Annotated in this window: 14 protein-coding genes and 2 other annotated features; of the genes, 5 read left to right on the top strand and 9 right to left on the bottom strand. The window is 37.6% G+C overall.

The features are described from left to right. Positions 1-399: 399 nt before the first annotated feature. Positions 400-618, bottom strand: coding sequence for an annexin (locus NKR74_RS06205; RefSeq protein WP_253628994.1), 219 nt, complete (start codon positions 616-618; stop codon positions 400-402). Between the two features lie 452 nt (positions 619-1070). On the opposite strand from NKR74_RS06205, the gene NKR74_RS06200 reads away from it, so the two are divergent. Then, on the top strand, positions 1071-1436 hold the full coding sequence (locus tag NKR74_RS06200; protein WP_253628993.1) for a hypothetical protein: 366 nt from the start codon (positions 1071-1073) through the stop codon (positions 1434-1436). A 125-nt stretch (positions 1437-1561) separates the two neighbouring features. Here NKR74_RS06200 and sstT read toward each other — a convergent pair whose 3' ends face one another. After that, positions 1562-2800 carry a serine/threonine transporter SstT gene (gene sstT, locus NKR74_RS06195; protein ID WP_253628992.1) on the bottom strand — a complete coding sequence of 413 codons (1239 nt, stop codon included), beginning with the start codon at positions 2798-2800 and terminating at the stop codon, positions 1562-1564. 680 nt (positions 2801-3480) lie between these two features. On the opposite strand from sstT, the gene NKR74_RS06190 reads away from it, so the two are divergent. Both NKR74_RS06190 and NKR74_RS06185 read left to right on the top strand, forming a co-directional pair. Next, the gene (locus NKR74_RS06190; RefSeq protein WP_253628991.1) at positions 3481-3924 is read left to right on the top strand and encodes a helical membrane plugin domain-containing protein; all 444 of its coding nucleotides are present in this window, start codon (positions 3481-3483) and stop codon (positions 3922-3924) included. Between the two features lie 40 nt (positions 3925-3964). Beyond that, on the top strand, positions 3965-5143 hold the full coding sequence (locus NKR74_RS06185; RefSeq protein WP_253628990.1) for an NAD(P)/FAD-dependent oxidoreductase: 1179 nt from the start codon (positions 3965-3967) through the stop codon (positions 5141-5143). A 560-nt stretch (positions 5144-5703) separates the two neighbouring features. Here NKR74_RS06185 and NKR74_RS06180 read toward each other — a convergent pair. Beyond that, entirely contained in the window at positions 5704-6399 is a 696-nt protein-coding gene (locus tag NKR74_RS06180; protein ID WP_253628989.1) for a hypothetical protein, read from the bottom strand. A gap of 613 nt (positions 6400-7012) precedes the next feature. Between NKR74_RS06180 and NKR74_RS06175 the strand changes: the two genes are divergently transcribed. Continuing rightward, a complete protein-coding gene (locus tag NKR74_RS06175) occupies positions 7013-7450 on the top strand; it encodes a BclA C-terminal domain-containing protein (RefSeq protein ID WP_253628988.1) in 438 nt (145 codons plus the stop codon). 150 nt (positions 7451-7600) lie between these two features. Here NKR74_RS06175 and NKR74_RS06170 read toward each other — a convergent pair whose 3' ends face one another. Beyond that, positions 7601-8254 carry a YdeI/OmpD-associated family protein gene (locus NKR74_RS06170; RefSeq protein ID WP_253628987.1) on the bottom strand — a complete coding sequence of 218 codons (654 nt, stop codon included), beginning with the start codon at positions 8252-8254 and terminating at the stop codon, positions 7601-7603. 610 nt (positions 8255-8864) lie between these two features. Beyond that, positions 8865-10196, bottom strand: coding sequence for an amino acid permease (locus NKR74_RS06165; protein WP_098311032.1), 1332 nt, complete (start codon positions 10194-10196; stop codon positions 8865-8867). Between the two features lie 107 nt (positions 10197-10303). Next, positions 10304-10531 (bottom strand) — a binding site (T-box leader). A gap of 47 nt (positions 10532-10578) precedes the next feature. Next, positions 10579-10807, bottom strand: a binding site (T-box leader). Positions 10808-11108: 301 nt separating this feature from the next. Here NKR74_RS06165 and NKR74_RS06160 point away from each other — a divergent pair. Beyond that, the gene (locus NKR74_RS06160) at positions 11109-11996 is read left to right on the top strand and encodes a DMT family transporter (RefSeq protein WP_253628986.1); all 888 of its coding nucleotides are present in this window, start codon (positions 11109-11111) and stop codon (positions 11994-11996) included. A gap of 50 nt (positions 11997-12046) precedes the next feature. Here the strand turns inward: NKR74_RS06160 and NKR74_RS06155 are convergent, their stop codons facing one another. The 4 genes from NKR74_RS06155 to NKR74_RS06140 form a co-directional block, all read right to left on the bottom strand. Then, on the bottom strand, positions 12047-13510 hold the full coding sequence (locus NKR74_RS06155; protein WP_253628985.1) for an RNA-guided endonuclease InsQ/TnpB family protein: 1464 nt from the start codon (positions 13508-13510) through the stop codon (positions 12047-12049). 437 nt (positions 13511-13947) lie between these two features. Continuing rightward, complete coding sequence (locus NKR74_RS06150) at positions 13948-14580, bottom strand: VC0807 family protein (RefSeq protein WP_253628984.1); 633 nt, start codon at positions 14578-14580, stop codon at positions 13948-13950. A gap of 1 nt (position 14581) precedes the next feature. Further along, positions 14582-15991 carry a carotenoid oxygenase family protein gene (locus NKR74_RS06145; protein ID WP_253628983.1) on the bottom strand — a complete coding sequence of 470 codons (1410 nt, stop codon included), beginning with the start codon at positions 15989-15991 and terminating at the stop codon, positions 14582-14584. Positions 15992-16521: 530 nt separating this feature from the next. Further along, positions 16522-18021 (bottom strand): malate:quinone oxidoreductase, encoded by a 1500-nt coding sequence (locus tag NKR74_RS06140; protein ID WP_253628982.1) that lies wholly within the window; start codon positions 18019-18021, stop codon positions 16522-16524. Positions 18022-18240: the final 219 nt, after the last annotated feature.

Here is an 18240-nt window from a genome sequence, read left to right as displayed (position 1 = left end):
GTCCTTACCTCCATTACTGAATCGAAACCAGTCCTACTTATTTTAGTCAAAATTCTTGCACCTTTTTTAAATTTGCAACAGTTGTTAGTTTCATTCATGTACTTTAAAAATATTCATTTTTCTTCTCAAGTAATCTGCTTAAGGATCAATAATAAATTTAATGATTTTTTTAATAGTGCCCTGAAAAAATTACGCCACCCGTTAAGGTGACGTAATGGTTATCGTTATTTGAATACGTAATTAAGTGGAGAATGTGTACTGTGCTGATTCTGAACTTCCAAGTTGGTTGCACATATCGTCGAACCATATTCATTCTTAGATTCGTTACAGACAAACCATGACCAGTGTTATCGTACACTTTTATCAGAATCTGGTATCGTTGGTGTTTATATTCCTTGTTTATAGTCCGTCGAAGCCCTTTTCTATAGCATCCTCTAAATCTTTCCCATAGATTTCTACATAACGTCTTAATACTTCCAATGACTGGTGACACGATAATCTTTGTAATACAAAAATATTTGTCCCAGCTTCCACCTTTAAGCGGCAAAACATCCGAATATATGCGACGTCGAACGATTTGACTTCATGTTCATACCCGTCAATTTGATGGATATGCACGTTAAACCCTTAACGCCTTACGTATTGGTTTTCGTGATTGCATTAACACTTCATATAATCCACCTTCTGTTAAGTGTTGCTTTGTAAAAAAGTTTAGTTAAAAATACAGTCCGTATTTAAATCAAATTTTTTTACAAATTATAAATCTTTTTTATAAACAATCAGGCTTTTATAATTTATCAAGACCTAAATTGTAAAAAATCATAAAATCACTTAATTCTTGTTGAACTAACGACCCCAGTTAGTTGAAGAAAGATTAGACCTACATCTTCTAAGCGCTTTGCCCAAATAATCTTGGTGTTGGTGAGTACCTGATGCCAAATGGCCGCCCTAATAACCTACTATTTTCAAGTACATTTTATAACAATCTCCATTTACACGGATATAAATCCATACTGATTTATTGGACAAGCATAAGATAAATAGAATCTTATTATAAAGGAGGAACAAATATGCACTTAAATGCCACGCTTATCTCATGGGTCCCAAGCACGGGCGCGCTGACTTACATCGTTAAAGGCGTCACGCAGACGTCGACCGTTGTATCTACGACGCACCCGCACCGCGCAGCGCTGAATCAGTATCCCACCGATCCAGTCCTTCCAATCGTCACGCACTGGAACGCACTGATTGAGGCGACCAAGGGCCACGTGACATTCGGTCCGACGAACCCGCCTGTCGACATCCCAAACACCTTCAGCGGGATTACGGGCGCGCTTGTAGTCGTCGGCGCAAACATGCAAATCCATCTTAAACCCCATAGCAATATCGTAGCCTCTCTCCGCCCCATTCCTTTTATTCCACCAAATCCAGTATAATCAATAAGCTGATTAGTCCCCTGTGAATAAAGGTTTCTTTAACTACGACTCAAATTTTCAACATAAAAAGACAGGAGCTTGTTGCTCACTGTCTTTTATGTTTGCACCAAAACTAGATTTCTTCTTTATGATGCTTTGCGAATATCGATTTTTTTCCCTTCTTTACGCCACTCTTTATATTCAGCTGTTGCTGTGAAAAGTACATCTGTGGATGAGTTAAGTGCCGTTTCACAAGAGTCTTGTAACACACCTATGATAAAGCCTACTCCAACTACCTGCATAGCAATCTCAGATGGGATTCCAAATAAACTACATGCTAGAGGAATCAGTAATAAAGATCCACCGGCAACCCCTGAAGCACCACAAGCGCATATAGCTGACAATACGCTGAGGATAATTGCTGTAGGGACATCCACTTGAATACCAAGTGTATGGACCGCTGCAAGTGTCAAAACAGAAATCGTAACAGCGGCACCACCCATATTGATGGTTGCACCTAATGGAATGGATACTGAATAACTATCCTTATTTAAACCTAGATTTTCACATAATTTCATATTTACAGGAATATTCGCAGCTGAGCTACGTGTAAAGAATGCTGTAATACCACTTTCCTTTAAGCACTTAAAAACAAGCGGGAAAGGATTTTGACGTATAAACACGAACACAATGATTGGATTGACAACCAGCGCTACAAAAACCATACAACCAAGCAAAACTGCAAGTAATTTTCCATAGCTTAGTAACGATTCGATTCCATTTGTAGTAATAGACTCAACTACTAGACCCATGATTCCTAATGGCGCAAACTTAATAACCCATGTAACTACTTTGGATACAACATTTGAAAAATCAGAAATCATTGTTTTTGTCGTATCAGACGCATTTCGTAAAGCCAAACCAAAGAATATCGCCCAAGCTAAAATACCGATATAGTTCGCATTATAAATTGCTTTAACTGGGTTATCAACAATGTTTAGCAGTAACGATTTGAGAACCTCTACAATACCGCCAGGAGCAGTCACACCTTCAGCGCCCTTTGCAAGTGTTAAGCCTACAGGAAAAATAAAACTTACAATAACGGCAGTTAATCCAGCTAAAAATGTTCCTAAAAGGTATAAGAAGATAATGGATTTCATATTTGTTCGTTGACCACTCTTGTGTTGAGCGATGGCCGACATAACCAAGAAAAGTACCAACACAGGCGCAATTGCTTTCAAAGCACCTACAAATAAAGTGCCTAAAATTACAACAGGTTTTGCTGCTTCTGGAATTGTCACAGACAAAATAATACCAATAATCAAACCAACAATGATTTGTTTTACCAGACTCACTTGGCTCCACTTTTTCAGTATACTGTTCATAAATATTCCCCCCATTAGTTTAAGATACAATTGCAACATTGCTAATATAGAGCTATTCATTTCTCACAACCCTACAATAAAATTAAATCGGTTGAATAATAGATGACTTTTATTAAATATGTACCAATCTCTATCCTAGAGTTGTGCTTTTGATTTTCTCCTCCCACACTATTTCAGAATATCTCTAAAGGTTTTTATAATACAAAAATTCAGATAATTATTTTGATGGATAGCCCTTTTTATCACATTCTACTCCATAAAAATTAACTATCTTATCAATAAGTAGTATTATAATGATTCTTTTCATATATAACAATATTATTTTCTTTATTTTCAAAAATATCTTAATTGCCAAATTTTAAATTCATGTATATCTCCATGAATCATGCTTTCATAACTAAAAAAAAGCAGTGCTTTAATTACGTAAAAGCACTGCCTACTTCCTTTTAGATTATTTTTATATCTCCCTAAAAATTATCACTGGTTCTAAAGATAAGACATAATTAAGCATTCAATGGCAATGATAAATTTATACAAAAGATTTATTTATATGCTTGTAAATTTTTCAAAATACAAAAATCAGCTGAACTCTTAAGAGTTTGGGGAATCTTACGGAGGATAGGTCTTTTTCTTTAACCACTAAAATTAAGCAATATTGTTTTCGTAAAGGAGAATCGGATATGTCAGAAACAATGGCTCAAACAAAGGCAGGAGAAGAGTTATCGAATTCATCTGCTAATCTGGAACAACTTGATGTACTGAATCAGCTATTAAAACCCGAGGTTCAGCAATCCCTAACTGCCTTAGTGGAGCAGTTGCCAAAATTGACTGAGCTTGTAAATATATTGACTAAGTCTTATGACTTTGTCCAAGCAGTCGCTACCGATGAGGTATTAAAGAGCGATACCGTTGGAGCGATTCAAGAAATTATGGACCCTGTAACAGACTGCGTGAGAAACATCGCAGCCACTGCTATAGAAGCGAAAGATCGTGCTGAGGAAAGCAATGAGGTAATCGGTCTTTTTACTCTTTTAAGGATGATGAAAGACCCGCAAGTGCAGAAGCTTTTCCGTTTTATAAATGCCTATCTCCAAATTAGCAGGGAACACAATAGACACGAATAAATCTTTTATATTCAAAATTAATAAGGATGGAGGATAAATGATGGTAAAACATATTGTCATCTTAGGCGCTGGTTATGGCGGACTTCTAGCGGCTTTAAACGTTCGCAAGTACTTAAGCAAGGATGATGCACAGGTTACTGTAGTAAACCAGTATCCAACACACCAAATCATCACGGAGCTGCACCGTCTTGCGGCAGGAAGCGTTGCTGAGCCAGCCGTATCTATACCACTGGAGAAGCTTTTCAAAGGAAAAGACATCAATCTTAAGATCGAAAAGGTTGATTCTTTTTCAGTAGACAAAAAAGAAGTAAAACTTTCAGATGGTTCCACTTTAACATATGATGCTCTCGTCGTCGGTTTAGGAAGTAAAACTGCTTATTTTGGTATTCCAGGACTTGAAGAGAATAGCTTGGTGTTAAAATCGGTAGAGGATGCTAACAACATCCATCAACATATCGAAAAGCGTATTCATGAATATGCAAAGACAAAAAATGAAGCTGATGCTACCATTTTAATCGGCGGCGGCGGATTAACCGGTGTTGAGCTGGTCGGTGAAATTGCTGATAAGCTTCCTAACCTTGCTAAAGGCTATGGAGTAAACCCTAAAGAAGTGAAGCTTTTGCTTGTCGAAGCGGGTCCAAAAATTCTTCCTGTTCTACCGGATTCGCTCATTGAACGTGCACAGACTAGCTTAGAGGCGCGCGGTGTTCAGTTCCTATTAGGTCTTCCCGTAACAAACGTTTCAGAAAATGCCATTGATTTAAAAGATGGTCAGAAGATTGTAGCGAATACTTTCGTTTGGACAGGCGGCGTGCAAGGCAACCCTCTAGTAGGTGAATGCGGCCTTGAAGTGAATCGCGGGCGTGCAACCGTTAATAATCACCTTCAATCTACGTCTCATCCAGATGTGTTTGTTGCTGGTGACTGTGCCGTTGTTTTTGGTCCAGATGATCGTCCATACCCGCCTACTGCGCAGATTGCTTGGCAAATGGGAGAACTAATCGGCTACAATTTATTTGCATACCTAGAAAACAAATCATTCGAAGAGTTTAACCCAATCAACTCAGGAACACTTGCAAGCCTGGGCCGTAAAGATGCTGTTGCCACAATTGGAGCAAGCTCCACTCAGCTTAAAGGAATGCCAGCATCCCTAATGAAGCATGCAAGCAACACTCGTTACTTATCACATATTCATGCGTTGTTTAGCTTGGCTCATTAAACCAAACGGGTATCAAAGTGTAAAACATCCTGTTTATTTAAATGAAAACAGATTTAGATGTAGAAGGAATTCTGTATAACTTACAATATTTTTAGGTATTCTAAGGATGTGAGATGTTATTATTTCACACACAACCCTAAACCAAAAGGCTTCCTCACCCGAAGCCTTTTGGGTATACTTAAAGTATTCATGCATCCATTAAGATTTTTCGCCCTATCCAGAAAAACAGTCAACGACGTTTTGAACCCCAGCCATTTTTTATAATCAGCTTGTTTTGTAAATCCAACGTAAATCATACATATACAAATTGAATATTTTAATACCATACCTCTCCTTTTCATTCGGATAACATATTAACCCATCAAAAAAGAAGCTAGTTGTTTCGGACCCAGTCGGGATTATACAAAATAAAAAGCCTCAATCCTTTTATTTTGAAGGGATTGGGGCTTTGTTCATTCTGGCTTCAATTTAAGCTTGATTCTCCTAATTCATATTAGACTTAGTCTACTTCACCTTAACTTTTCTTTCCAACTAAGTGTAGCCTATCCAGATATAATGTATTACATACTTGGGAAACCACCCATACCCATGCCTGGAGAACCACCCATACCCATGCCTGGGGAACCGCCCATACCCATACCTGGAGAACCGCCCATACCCATACCTGGAGAACCGCCCATACCCATACCTGGAGAACCACCCGTACTCATACCTGGAGAACCACCCGTACCCATACCTGGGAAACCACCCATGCCCATGCCTGGAGAACTGCCCATGCCCATGCCTGGAGAACCGCCCATACCCATACCTGGGAAACCACCCATGCCCATGCCTGGAGAACTGCCCATGCCCATGCCTGGACCGCCCATACCCATGTTTGGAAAACCGCCCATGCCCATGCCTGGAGAACCGCCCATACCCATGTTTGGAAAACCGCCCATGCCCATGCCTGGAGAACCGCCCATACCCATGTTTGGAAAACCACCCATACCCATGCCTGGAGAACCGCCCATACCCATGTTTGGAAAACCGCCCATGCCCATGCCTGGGAAACCACCCATGCCCATGCCGGGAGAACCGCCCATGCCCATGCCTGGGAAACCGCCCATACCCATGCCTGGAAAACCGCCCATGCCCATGCCTGGAAAACCGCCCTTCCCCATGCCTAGGAAACCGCCCTTCCCCATGCCTAGGAAGCTGCCTAGTAAGCCGCCTATGCCTGGGAAACCTATAATACGTTGAGAGCCTAATAGCATGTTTTCACCTACTTTTTATAAATATTTCATAGTCTTTTACATGCTATGCTTTTAAAAAATAAAGGAGCTTATTCCCCTTTAAAATTAGGCAGACTAACTACCGTTAAAGATAAGTTATGATGCTATATTATGTATCTTATGTGCTGTATTTTATGCAATTCTAAGTAACCTATATACAAATTTTCAGAATAACAATATCGGTATGTCAAAGATTTAGAGATTACTTGCAATCACTCTGAAGTTTTTGTACCAGAAAATATACTGTTCGTGTCACCCTTTCATGATGTCGTATTTCGTCCGGTTCCTTCACATTGTCGCTTCTTTAGCCCGCTATTCGCAAGCAATAAGAGCACGATTGGTTCAACTCCATACCCGCCTACTGTGCAGATGGCGCCGGCTTAGGCTAGTAGTTATACGTTTCTTGTCTTCTTTTCACTAACGAAATAGGAGGCGTATTGTTTTATCTTAGGATATACATAATTAATTTTTACTGGACAAGCATACACTCATTTTTAACTTGATCACATACAATGATAAAGTGAAACTTCCATCAGTGGGGGTCTTACTGCCCGTTAATGCGGGATAAAAATAGTAAATGAGAAGGTGCATAATAATGTCGAGGCCAGCCTATGGTTACGTTACACTTGTGGGCTCCAACCCTATAGGAGTCAAATCAGGTGCAAACATAAAATTTAATAGAAACGGTCCATTAAAACATATAGTGTTTACCCCACCTAGTGACACCCTAATAATTCCTGAATCAGGAGACTATAAAATCGAATTTATATTATTAATTGATGGTCCTGCTTCTAGTTCAGTATATGGTTTAATTTTAAATAATTCTTTAGTACCTGGGCAACTTACTAATTATGGTATACAAAGGCTAGTAGATGGAGCGAGTCTCATGCTCACTGGACAAGCTATTATCCATATCCCAAAACATTCAACACTACAACTTAGAAATATAGGATCAACTACAGATGTGTTACTCCCAATTCTAAACGGACACAAAGTTAATGCTGCATCATTAACTATTGAGAAGCTTAGCTAGTAAAATTTATTTGTGCAGCTGTCGGGATCATGGTTTACGCTAAAATAGCGGGATAAAGCAAAAAGAGCGTCCATTTGGGCGCTCCTTTTGTTTATGAATAGCTGAATAACCGTTACCACCACGGTTATTCAGCTACAGTCATCATCTTCTTTACTTTTTCTTCCGACGGAACAAATCGAGTGTTTTGTATCCTTGTGAAAGGATATCAACCATTTGTTGATGGCGCTTATCGCGTGTTTGTTGTTGCTTCGCCGAGAATATGTGACGCGCCCAGTCTTTTTGATATCCAGGTGTTAAGCTTTGGTAAAACTTAAGTTCATTGGGATAATCGGCTAATAATGCCTCGACATCCTTCACATTGTCCTCATAATCGGCAACGCACTGGCTGGCACTCGATGTTTTCTTTGCTTTCTTTTTTTCACGTTTTAAACCAACAACTGTGAAAACGTCATCCATGCTTACCATACGCGCGAACTTAATATCGCTATTCCCTACATATCCATCCTCTCCAACGTTCATTGCTGGAAACATTTCATCTCTATGAATAAAGGTTTTATAACGAGTATTCCCTTTTTTCGGATATGCAAAAAATACATAACCTTTCTCAAGTAAAAGCTGCTCATTATTAATGATAAATTGTGTATGCGTAACCATCTCATCAATTGTTTCTACAAAAATGAAAATAGCATCATGATCTTTCGAAAGGGTAGTCGTTTGTTCAGTAAAGACATCATAGTCGCTTGGTTGATTAATTACGGCCATATTTGTGAATTTATTTAGTTTTAATTTATCGATAATTGTCATAACAAGCTCCCTCGTTTTTATTTTATTACAATTTAAGTTTCATTTATTTTCTATTCAATCATTACACCTGGTCTTTCAGTAACTGATAGTTTAAGTCCAAATAAAGTGTACCTTATTCAAACAAAAATGTCTGTAAAGATGATTACTAATTTATAAACGCTCGTAAATACTTTTTTAAATAAAGGTTATGTAACAAATACTGTTGATATTTGAATGAACCAAATTGAAAACGATAATAATGAAACTTCCCTTAAAATGTATCAAATATAAAAAGAAAAAAATTACAATTCCAAAGGAAAAATCAACAATACTTAATGATGGTGTAAAATTTCGGATTATTTGCTAAAATTTATGAAAAGGAGGGACTTGTATTGAATAACAAAAAAACGGTTTTACTTTCTATAAATATTGGATCAATTTTCCTAATGCTATTGCTAATACCTACTGTACACTCACCTCTATTGAGTATATTACTTGGAATAAGCATATTATTAAGTACTATTTCAACTACACTTCTAATCATTTTTTATCGAAACGCCGCAAAGCGATAATAAAAAGGCAGACCATACAATTAATAGTCTGCCTTTTCGTTTATCTTAAAAATGTAGTATTAGTCTACTTTTTGCTTTTTGCCTGCAAAAACAGAACATAGAATTAAGATTATTAAAATGCCTAAACAAAGAAAAATACTTGCTCGGTTCTGATCGCTGAATGCAAATGCCACGCAGCTAATAGTTAACGCTATGGCAGTAAATGAGGTCACATATGGAAATCCCCATACTTTAAAATGCGGCAACTTTGTATATGTTTTGCGAAGCTTCAGTTGTGCTAAACATATGCTGATCCACACCACTGATACCGTAAATCCCGGAATCGCCATCAAATACCCAAAAACACGGTCAGGTGAAAAGTACGCAACAAATGTGCCGCCAATAAGAACAATAGAGCTTAAGATAACACTATATAATGGAACACCGTTCTTAGAAACATATGAAAATAGTTTCGGTGCTTCCCCTTCTGCCGCTAAGGAATGCAGCATACGTGTACAGCCATAAATACCAGAGTTTGCAGCGGATAAAACAGCTGTAATAAGGACGAAGTTCATAATATGAGCCGCTCCTTTAAATCCGACTGCAGATAACACTTGCACAAACGGGCTTGCTTGGTTGCCGATTTCATTCCATGGAATTAATCCGCAAATGACAAGGATTGGGAGTGTATAGAATAGTACGATTCTCCAAATTACTCCTTTAATCACTTTAGGCAATACCTTCTCTGCATCCTTTGTTTCTGTTAAAGTCAATCCGATAAGTTCGGAACCACCGTAAGAAAAAATTACGACTAACAATGCGGAAAATACTCCTGACCAGCCGTGTGGAAAGAATCCCTGGTGCTGTACATAGTTTTGCATATAGTCAGTTCCATCGCTCGGGATAATTCCGAATAAAATACCTGCACCTAAAACAAGAAATAGAACAATCATCGTAATTTTAATTCCAGCAAACCAAAATTCAAACTCTCCGTAATTCTTCACATTCATAAAATTAATAACGACAATGAAAATAGCGCTAATCAAGCTTAAAGACCATAAAGACATAGAAGGAAACCAATATTGCAGAAAGCTTCCCGCAGCTATTACTTCAATAACACATACAACTAACCACATGAAACAGTACAGCCATCCAATTACAAAAGACACGTTCGTTCCAAATGCTTTATGAATGAACCCTTTCATATTCACCCCAGGATAAGCGATGGCCATCTCCGCAATTGCACTCATTACAACAAGAAGCAATAATCCGGCAAACAGATAAGAAAAAATAACTGCCGGCCCCGCTATCGATACTGTTTCAGAAGTCCCTTTAAATATACCTGTGCCGATTGCTCCTCCGAGTGCCATCAAACGGATATGCCGCGGCAATAATCTTTTTTGTAATTCCATAAATTTCCCTCCTCATTTTAATATAAAGATTTATTTATCCAACAAAAGATTCTATAGAATCAAGTGTAGTTTTTCTTTCAATAAAAAAAATCGCCCCTGTCCTAAATGACAGGGACGATTTACACCGCGGTACCACCCTAATTGCAAACTTAAGTCTGCCTCTTGATTTTGTTAACGATCTTTTGACCGTCCTTCCCTCTATAAAGGTCGCCCCTTATTTCGAAAAAGATGCTCCGGGATTGAAATTCACGCTTATTTATGTACTGATTCGCACCTTCCATCAGCTCTCTGAAACAGGGAAATAAGCATTACTATATTCCTTTCATTGCATTTCCTATATTATGTTTTCCATATTAATAAAAAAGTCCCTACTGATTGTATCAGTAGGGACGAATATATCGCGGTACCACCCTAGTTGCAGACTTAGTCTGCCTCTCGACTTTGTTAACGATCATTTTTGACCGTTTTTCCCTTCATAAAGGTCACCCTTTACTTCGAAAAAAATGCTCCAGGATCGAAATTCATCCTTATCTTTGTACTGATTTTCACCTTCCATCAGCTCTCTAAAACAGTGAGATAAGCACTACTTATATTCCCTTCATTGCTCAATTATATTTCAATTTATATGACGTAGTTACGTTCTTTAGTAAGTATGTTTTGTATTATAGGGGTTGCATTAATATTCTGTCAATGATTTTAAGCAATATTTATTTAGTATGTTTTACTAAAGGAGGTCACGTATGTAACTCATCAACGAATCTGCGAAGTAACAACTCCTGATAATAATAGGTTATGTTAACTTTATATGGAAGATTTTTATTTTTTTATTTCAAATATTTAGAATTAACATTAAAATAAATAACAGGAGAGGGATTATGGAATTTACAAATTATAAATAACGAGGAGATAGAGATGAAAATACAATTAAAAGCCGATTTAATGCTACTAATGGTTACATTTTTTTGGGGTGCATCCATCTTACTTACAAAAGTTGGCCTCAATTACATAGAAGAATATAATTTAATCGCATTACGTTTTATTATTGCTTTTCTTTTGTCAGGTATAGTATTTTACAAGCATTTAATCAAAATTGATTTTAAAACTGTAAAATATGCGTTTATATTAGCTTCTATTTTGTTTGTAGTTTATGTTTTTGCGACTTTTGGCACAAAGTATACAACTGTTTCTAATGCCGGTTTCTTAATGAGTCTCACAGTCATCTTTATTCCAGTGCTATCATCTATATTTTTAAAGCAAAGACCTGAAAAAAAAGTTGTATTGGGAATTGTTTTAACCATAGTAGGAATAGGATTATTAACGTTAAATAGCGAATTTAAGATAGCTTCTGGTGATATATTATGTATCTTATGTGCTTTATTTTATGCAGTTCATGTCATCGTTACTGGAACAATGACTAAGCATGTTAATTCAATTGCCCTTGGGATATTACAACTAGGTTTTGTTGGTCTATTTAGTATCATTTTCTCAATGTTTATGGAAACCCCAAAACTTCCTGACACTGTTGAATCATGGTCTTCAATCTTAGCCTTAAGCATATTTTGTACAGCAATAGCTTTCATTGTTCAAGTTATTGCACAGCAATATACCAGCCCTACACATACAGGTCTTATTTTTTCATTAGAACCTGTTTTTTCTGCAGGTTTTGCTTTCTTTTTCACGGGTGAAACTCTCACATTTAAAGGTTACTTAGGTGCAACACTCATATTATTAAGTGTATTAATTGCTGAACTAGATTTTAAAGATTTATTAAAACTAAATTATAAGAAAAATATGGAATGAATACTCCCCCACTTAGCAGAGCTGGAAGTGGGGGTTTCTAACGTTTCGACCTAACGGACGATTAACGTTAGTGGAGTTAACACACTGGCGAGCTGTTTCACGCCTAACCCCTCTATCCCGTTTGTCCATGCATTCGGGAATGCTTTTCGTAAAATATTAGCCGCAGCGTTTACGTCTGCATTAATGAAGATTCCCTTCGCAGAACGATACATACCACGCTTGATTCGTTTTCCTGAAAAAATTGCATGCTTGTCATTTGTTCTATACGTTGGAATGAAGTCATAATCCAAAAAACTTGCTTTGGATGTATACGATTCTTCAATTACAATCACTTCGATACCTACTTTTTTTGCTTTATATGTAATCATTTGAATCAATACACTGTGTGGGATATGACAAAACGTTTGGTTCTGTTTCTTTCCCATATCCGTTTCCTGTTTCCAATTTTTGTTCTGACCAACCACGATTTTGCAAATTCTCTCTTCCTGCGCTCGTTTTACAATCTCATGACTTGCCTTATGAAAAAGATCTTTGATTTTCAGATAACGTTTTTGATGAAGTTTTTCTAATCTTTTCGAAGTATAAGGTCCTTCGTTTGTTTGTTTCCCTTGTCGAAGAACACTTGTAAAATCACTCTTTAATTTGTTGTAGAATTGATTGATGCTTTTGATCTGCTTGCCCTTCACAAGAACAGGTTTCATACCTGTGTTTGTGACAATAGTTGCAAGGTTATCAATGCCTAAATCAATTCCCATATAACGTCCATTCTCTTCAACGGATGGTATTTTGAAAGGAGCATCTACCACCAATTCCACTACATATGCATGATATTTAGGAATCACACGAACTTGTTTCAGTTTGCCTTTGGCGCAACCTAATTTTCCAATACTTAATTGGTATTTTGTCTTTGGAAATTTTAAAAAGGTATGATGTTTAATGACACAGTCTTGGTTTGTATACAGCACCTCCTTTTCCACAGAACGAATATATTTGGGAATTCTCGGTTTTCCTGTATATTTGTTTGGATTTTGTTGATAATCTCGTAAGCTTGAAAAAAAGGAATGCCAGTTTTGAAATACAGTTTTCATGATGGATTGACTGGATTGTGTAGATAAAGAACGATAATCTTTTTGAAGCGTAGCTTTAAACAAGGCATCTAGAAAATAATAATCTACATGAGGATTTTCTTTCGTAGGTTTGGAAAACAAATTGCATTTGATTTCTTTCGGTTTCTTCTTCTCTTTTGCTAATTTCTTTCGATAGGCAAGAAGCTGCGTATCATTCATCTTTTCGATATATTGATCTATAATATCTAACACTTCTTTTTGTAGGGGCTGTAACTCTTTTTCTTGTGTCAGTCCTGTATACACCTGACGTATATAAAAGTTGGTCGTATTGTACATATTCTTGGCATTCTGACAAGATTCTTGAAAGTAAGCATACATACGATGTCCTTTTTTAATCCAAATTTGAAATGTTTGATAGTTGGATTGTTGTTCCTGATTCTTTTTCATCTTTTCACCTCCTTCTTAAGAAGATTATACCAAGAAGGAACATATGTTTCTATTATTTTCTGAAAATAAGATACACTTTTTCAATTCACCTCGCCACCTTCACGTACGTTTAGAGGTGGGAGTCCTCTCGAAAGGTATGATAGATATTACGCCATAGTAGATAAAGTGAAACTTCCATCAGTGGGGGTCTTACTGCCCAAAAATAGCGGGATAAAATACAAGCCACGTTGAGAATATTCATTTATATCATTTTAATTCTCCTAATCTAGATTTACTTCGAGTAAGACTGACTATGTGAATGAAAAAGAGCGCCTCTCTTCGATTCGGGCGCTCTTTTCGTTATGAACGGCTAAATAATCGCTTCCACCATGATTTCTTTTCTTCAACTGCATAAGATGATTATCATGTTCGTAGAAAGTTACACCGTATCTATCATTCTATACTCTTTTGGTTGGATCTATTTTTTGACGTGATTTTCTGCGATACATAACGGTCCAAATGATTACAAGTCCAATGAATCCATACGTGACCAAACTAGAAATTGCTAAAAACGTAGAAACTGAAAGACTATAGACCAGCACCACTTTCAGCAATGCTTCCCCTAATAAAACAATCCCCCACCCTGCTGTCATGATTCGCAATACTTTACGAAAGTAAGCATTGTTCCACTTATCAGCAAAAGCCGCCTGTTCTTTTTGCGTTTTTCCGACAGTAAACCGTAAGGCGAAATAATAAATTAGCGGTCTTCGAGTGATAAGAGAGCCAAGAAAAATTAATCCCATAACTCCTGTGACAAAGGATTCTCGAACCAAAATAAGTTTTTCGTCTCCGCCAATGAGAGCAGCCAGAATTCCAAGAATAAATCCGACTAACATAAATACTGCAAATGCATCCCATTTTCTATACTTCAGAAAATAGATTATAGTTTCTACTAAAGGAATCATTGTGGCAATTATGAGCGCTGTGATGTTCGACACATGGCCTAATAACAGCTCGTAAACTAAAATGGGCAATGCCGCATTAATAAGTAAAGAAAGGATAATTCCACGTACAATTTGTTTTCGTTCCATGTTACATCCCCTCCTCTGTATAGACCCCATGAAATCCAAATGGAATATGATGAGGAACCTCTGCTCTTCCGATTTCATCCATGGTTTGAGCATCTAAAACCAATAAAAATGAACGTCCTTGAATTCCGCTAAGAACCACCGATAGTAAAATCCCCTCATCCTCTTTAGTACCGTTAGGTGTAGCCACAAATACTGGTTCACCAGGATAACAATCTTCTTGAGACCAAATCTTATTCTCCCCTGTATGGGTATCAATTTTAATCAACTGATTATCCATATTCTCTGCGTGAAGAAGACTTGTACTTACACCATAAGCGTATCGATAATTTTGTCCATTGTACCTTTGGTAGTGAATCGATGGCAGTTCAATACTTTCTGATGATAAAGTCTCTTCTACTGCAACAGAACGACCTTCCTCTAAAATATAACGCTTAAATTGGGGGTGGGATCCGATTTGAGAATCACCTGTAAGCTGATCAATGGAAAGATTCGTAACAGCTGAAGCCTCTTTTGAGATACACGCATCAATAATAACATCCTTACCTTGCTCAAACGCATTGATTACGTGAAAACCAAAACCCGCTTGACTTTCCACTATGCGATGCAACTTTCCGTCTGCTTTACTGACAACGAGAAAACGTAAACCCTGGTCTGGCTTCCAAGTTAAACTATCTGTGAAATTCTTACCCGTCATTAACAACATAGGCTGAATGATTAAAGGAAATTCTAACAAAATGATATAATGATTAGTAATCGCAAAACTGTGCATATAACCTGGTCGATTTGTTTCAATACTTCCAATTAATCGACGGCGCGCTGTTACAGGATCGATGGTGTAAATATGGTAGAAAGTTGTTTTTCCAAATTGAATGGTGAAATTGATGAGTTGACCACTATGAGGATCTAGATGGGGATGAGCTGTAGTCATATGAGCTGGAATATTATCTTGGAATTGATAAACACCTACAGTATTTAAAGTTAGCGGATCAAATTCGACCATCCCAGGCGATTCGGTTAAAGCCAGAAAATGATGGTCCATTCTCATAATATTAACGTTAGTGTTATTACCGCCTCTTGCGGTTCCAGCTGATCCAAAGCCAGCCACTTGTTCTCCCGCTTCCATTACATGATGATAGGCTTCGGTTCGTAGGAAGCGATTTGTATATGACACATTTCCATGAAGAAACGAAAACTTATGGATCATCGCTAATCCATCGAACCAGTGTCCACCTGTAAAATGGGCAGGACCATTTCGAAACAGACTACCAGACAGCCATATAGGAATCTGTCCTTGAATTGGTAAACTTCCAATTTCCACTTCTTTATTTAAACTACTTAACCCTTTTTGAAACGTATTCAATTCACATTCCTCCTTAAAATAACATACGTAGTATGCGAATAAAAAAGTCATGCAAGCTTTTTTTGTAAATCTTGATGAAGTATTTGCTGAACGCGTATTCCTTAAGAAAGAACCATAAAAGCCATAAAATCGATTATCGGTTTAGTTTTATTACACAAACCGCCGGTCGGTTGATCAATGAAAGTTTTTCATCAAATTTCTAACAAGTTAATACTACATTGAATGAAAACTCCCACCTCTCTTCCTCGTTTCTCTTTGAATCTTGAGGTGGGGATCTTACAGCCCCAAAATAGCGGGATAAAAATACAGTCACGTTAAAAATATTCATTTGTATCATTTTAATTCTCCTAATCTAGATCTATTCTGAATTAAAAAGAGCGCCCATCTTCGGCGCTCTTTTCGTTATGAACGGCTTTACACCAGCGTCAATGTACACGTAGACACTAAATACAGTCCTTTATTATACGTTACCGACTCACAAGAAAAGCGAGCATTTCTGCTCGCCTTTGTTAGTATTTTATTCCCATTTGTCCTTTAGAAGACGCTTTACCATAAATACCTTTGTTTCTACATCCAAAGAATTAACTACAGACCGGTTCTTTTTCGTTTAGACCAAGCGTCTGCGCTGTTGAAGTATGAATTTCTTGGAAAAGCTCTGGGTTTTCCACTAGTGACACGCCATAAGAAGGAATCATTTCTTTTATTTTCGATTCCCACTCTTTCATATATTGAGGGAAGCATTTTTCTAATACCTCAAGCATAACGTGAACAGCAGTAGAAGCACCCGGAGAAGCGCCGAGCAATGCAGCTATCGAGCCATCAGCGGCACTAACAACTTCCGTACCAAATTGAAGTGTTCCTTTACCGGCATTAGTATCTTTGATAACTTGCACACGTTGACCCGCTACCACTATATCCCAATCCTCGCTTTTGGCATTCGGAATAAACTCGCGTAATTCTTCCATGCGCTTTTCATTCGATAACATAACTTGCTGGATCAGGTATTTTGTCAATGACATCTCTTTTACGCCCGCCGCCAACATAGTGAAGACATTATTCGGTTTTACGGAACCTATCAAATCAAAATTTGAACCAGTTTTTAAGAACTTTGGTGAGAAGCCGGCGAACGGTCCAAACAGCAATGTTTTTTTGTTGTCGATATATCTTGTATCAAGATGTGGAACAGACATTGGAGGAGCACCAACCTTAGCTTTACCGTATACTTTTGCATGATGCTGCGCTGCAACTTCCGGATTGTTACATACCATAAATAGTCCGCTTACTGGGAACCCTCCAATATGTTTTGACTCAGGAATACCAGTTTTTTGTAGTAAAGGCAGACTTCCGCCCCCACCGCCGATAAAGACGAATTTTGCAGTATGGTATTCGATTTTACCGCTATCGATATCATGCACTTTCACTTCCCACGAGTCGTCGCTAGTACGTTTAATATCCTCAACACTATGCTTGTAGTTTATCTCGACGTTTTTACTCTGTAAGTAGTCAAACAACATGCGTGTTAAAGCACCAAAGTTGACATCCGTTCCAGAGTCGATGTTTGTTGCCGCTATCGGTTCATTCGATGTACGGCCTTCCATGATAAGCGGAATCCATTTCTTCAATTTTTCAGGGTCATCGGAAAATTCCATTCCTTGAAACAGAGGATTTTTTGAAAGCGCTTCAAAACGTTTTTTCAAAAACGTTACATTTTTTTCCCCTTGTACTAAACTCATATGAGGTATTGGCATAATAAAGTCCTGCGGATTACGAATCAGATTGCTGTTTACAAGATAAGACCAAAACTGTCTTGAAAGCTGAAACTGTTCATTAATTTTTATAGCTTTGCTAATATCTATAGATCCGTCAGATTTTTCGGATGTATAGTTAAGCTCGCACAGTGCAGCATGGCCCGTACCCGCATTATTCCATTCGTTAGAGCTTTCTTCTCCTGCGTTTGCGAGTTTCTCAAACACTTTGATTTCCCATTCAGGTGCTAACTCTTTCAGTAATGATCCCAAAGTCGCGCTCATGACTCCGGCACCAATTAAGATAACGTCTGTTTTCTTCTGTATTTTGCTCATTATAACCTTCCCCATCCCCTATATTTGCAAAAAAGAGTAGGCGTTCCTGCTTAGCTGTCACCAAAAGCAAGGCGACACCTAGACCCCAACTAGGAACACATCTTTTCTGTCTCAATTATAACCATATCATATCATATTCTATTATAATTATTTATGGGGTAAAATATCTACTATTATCTGATAATTATATACTATTTATAACTGATAAAAAAGTGAAAA

Origin of the sequence: Bacillus sp. 3103sda1 (assembly GCF_024159135.1) — a bacterium.
Taxonomy (GTDB): Bacteria; Bacillota; Bacilli; order Bacillales; family Bacillaceae_G; genus Bacillus_A; species Bacillus_A rhizoplanae.
This window is presented reverse-complemented; position numbering and strand designations above follow the sequence as displayed.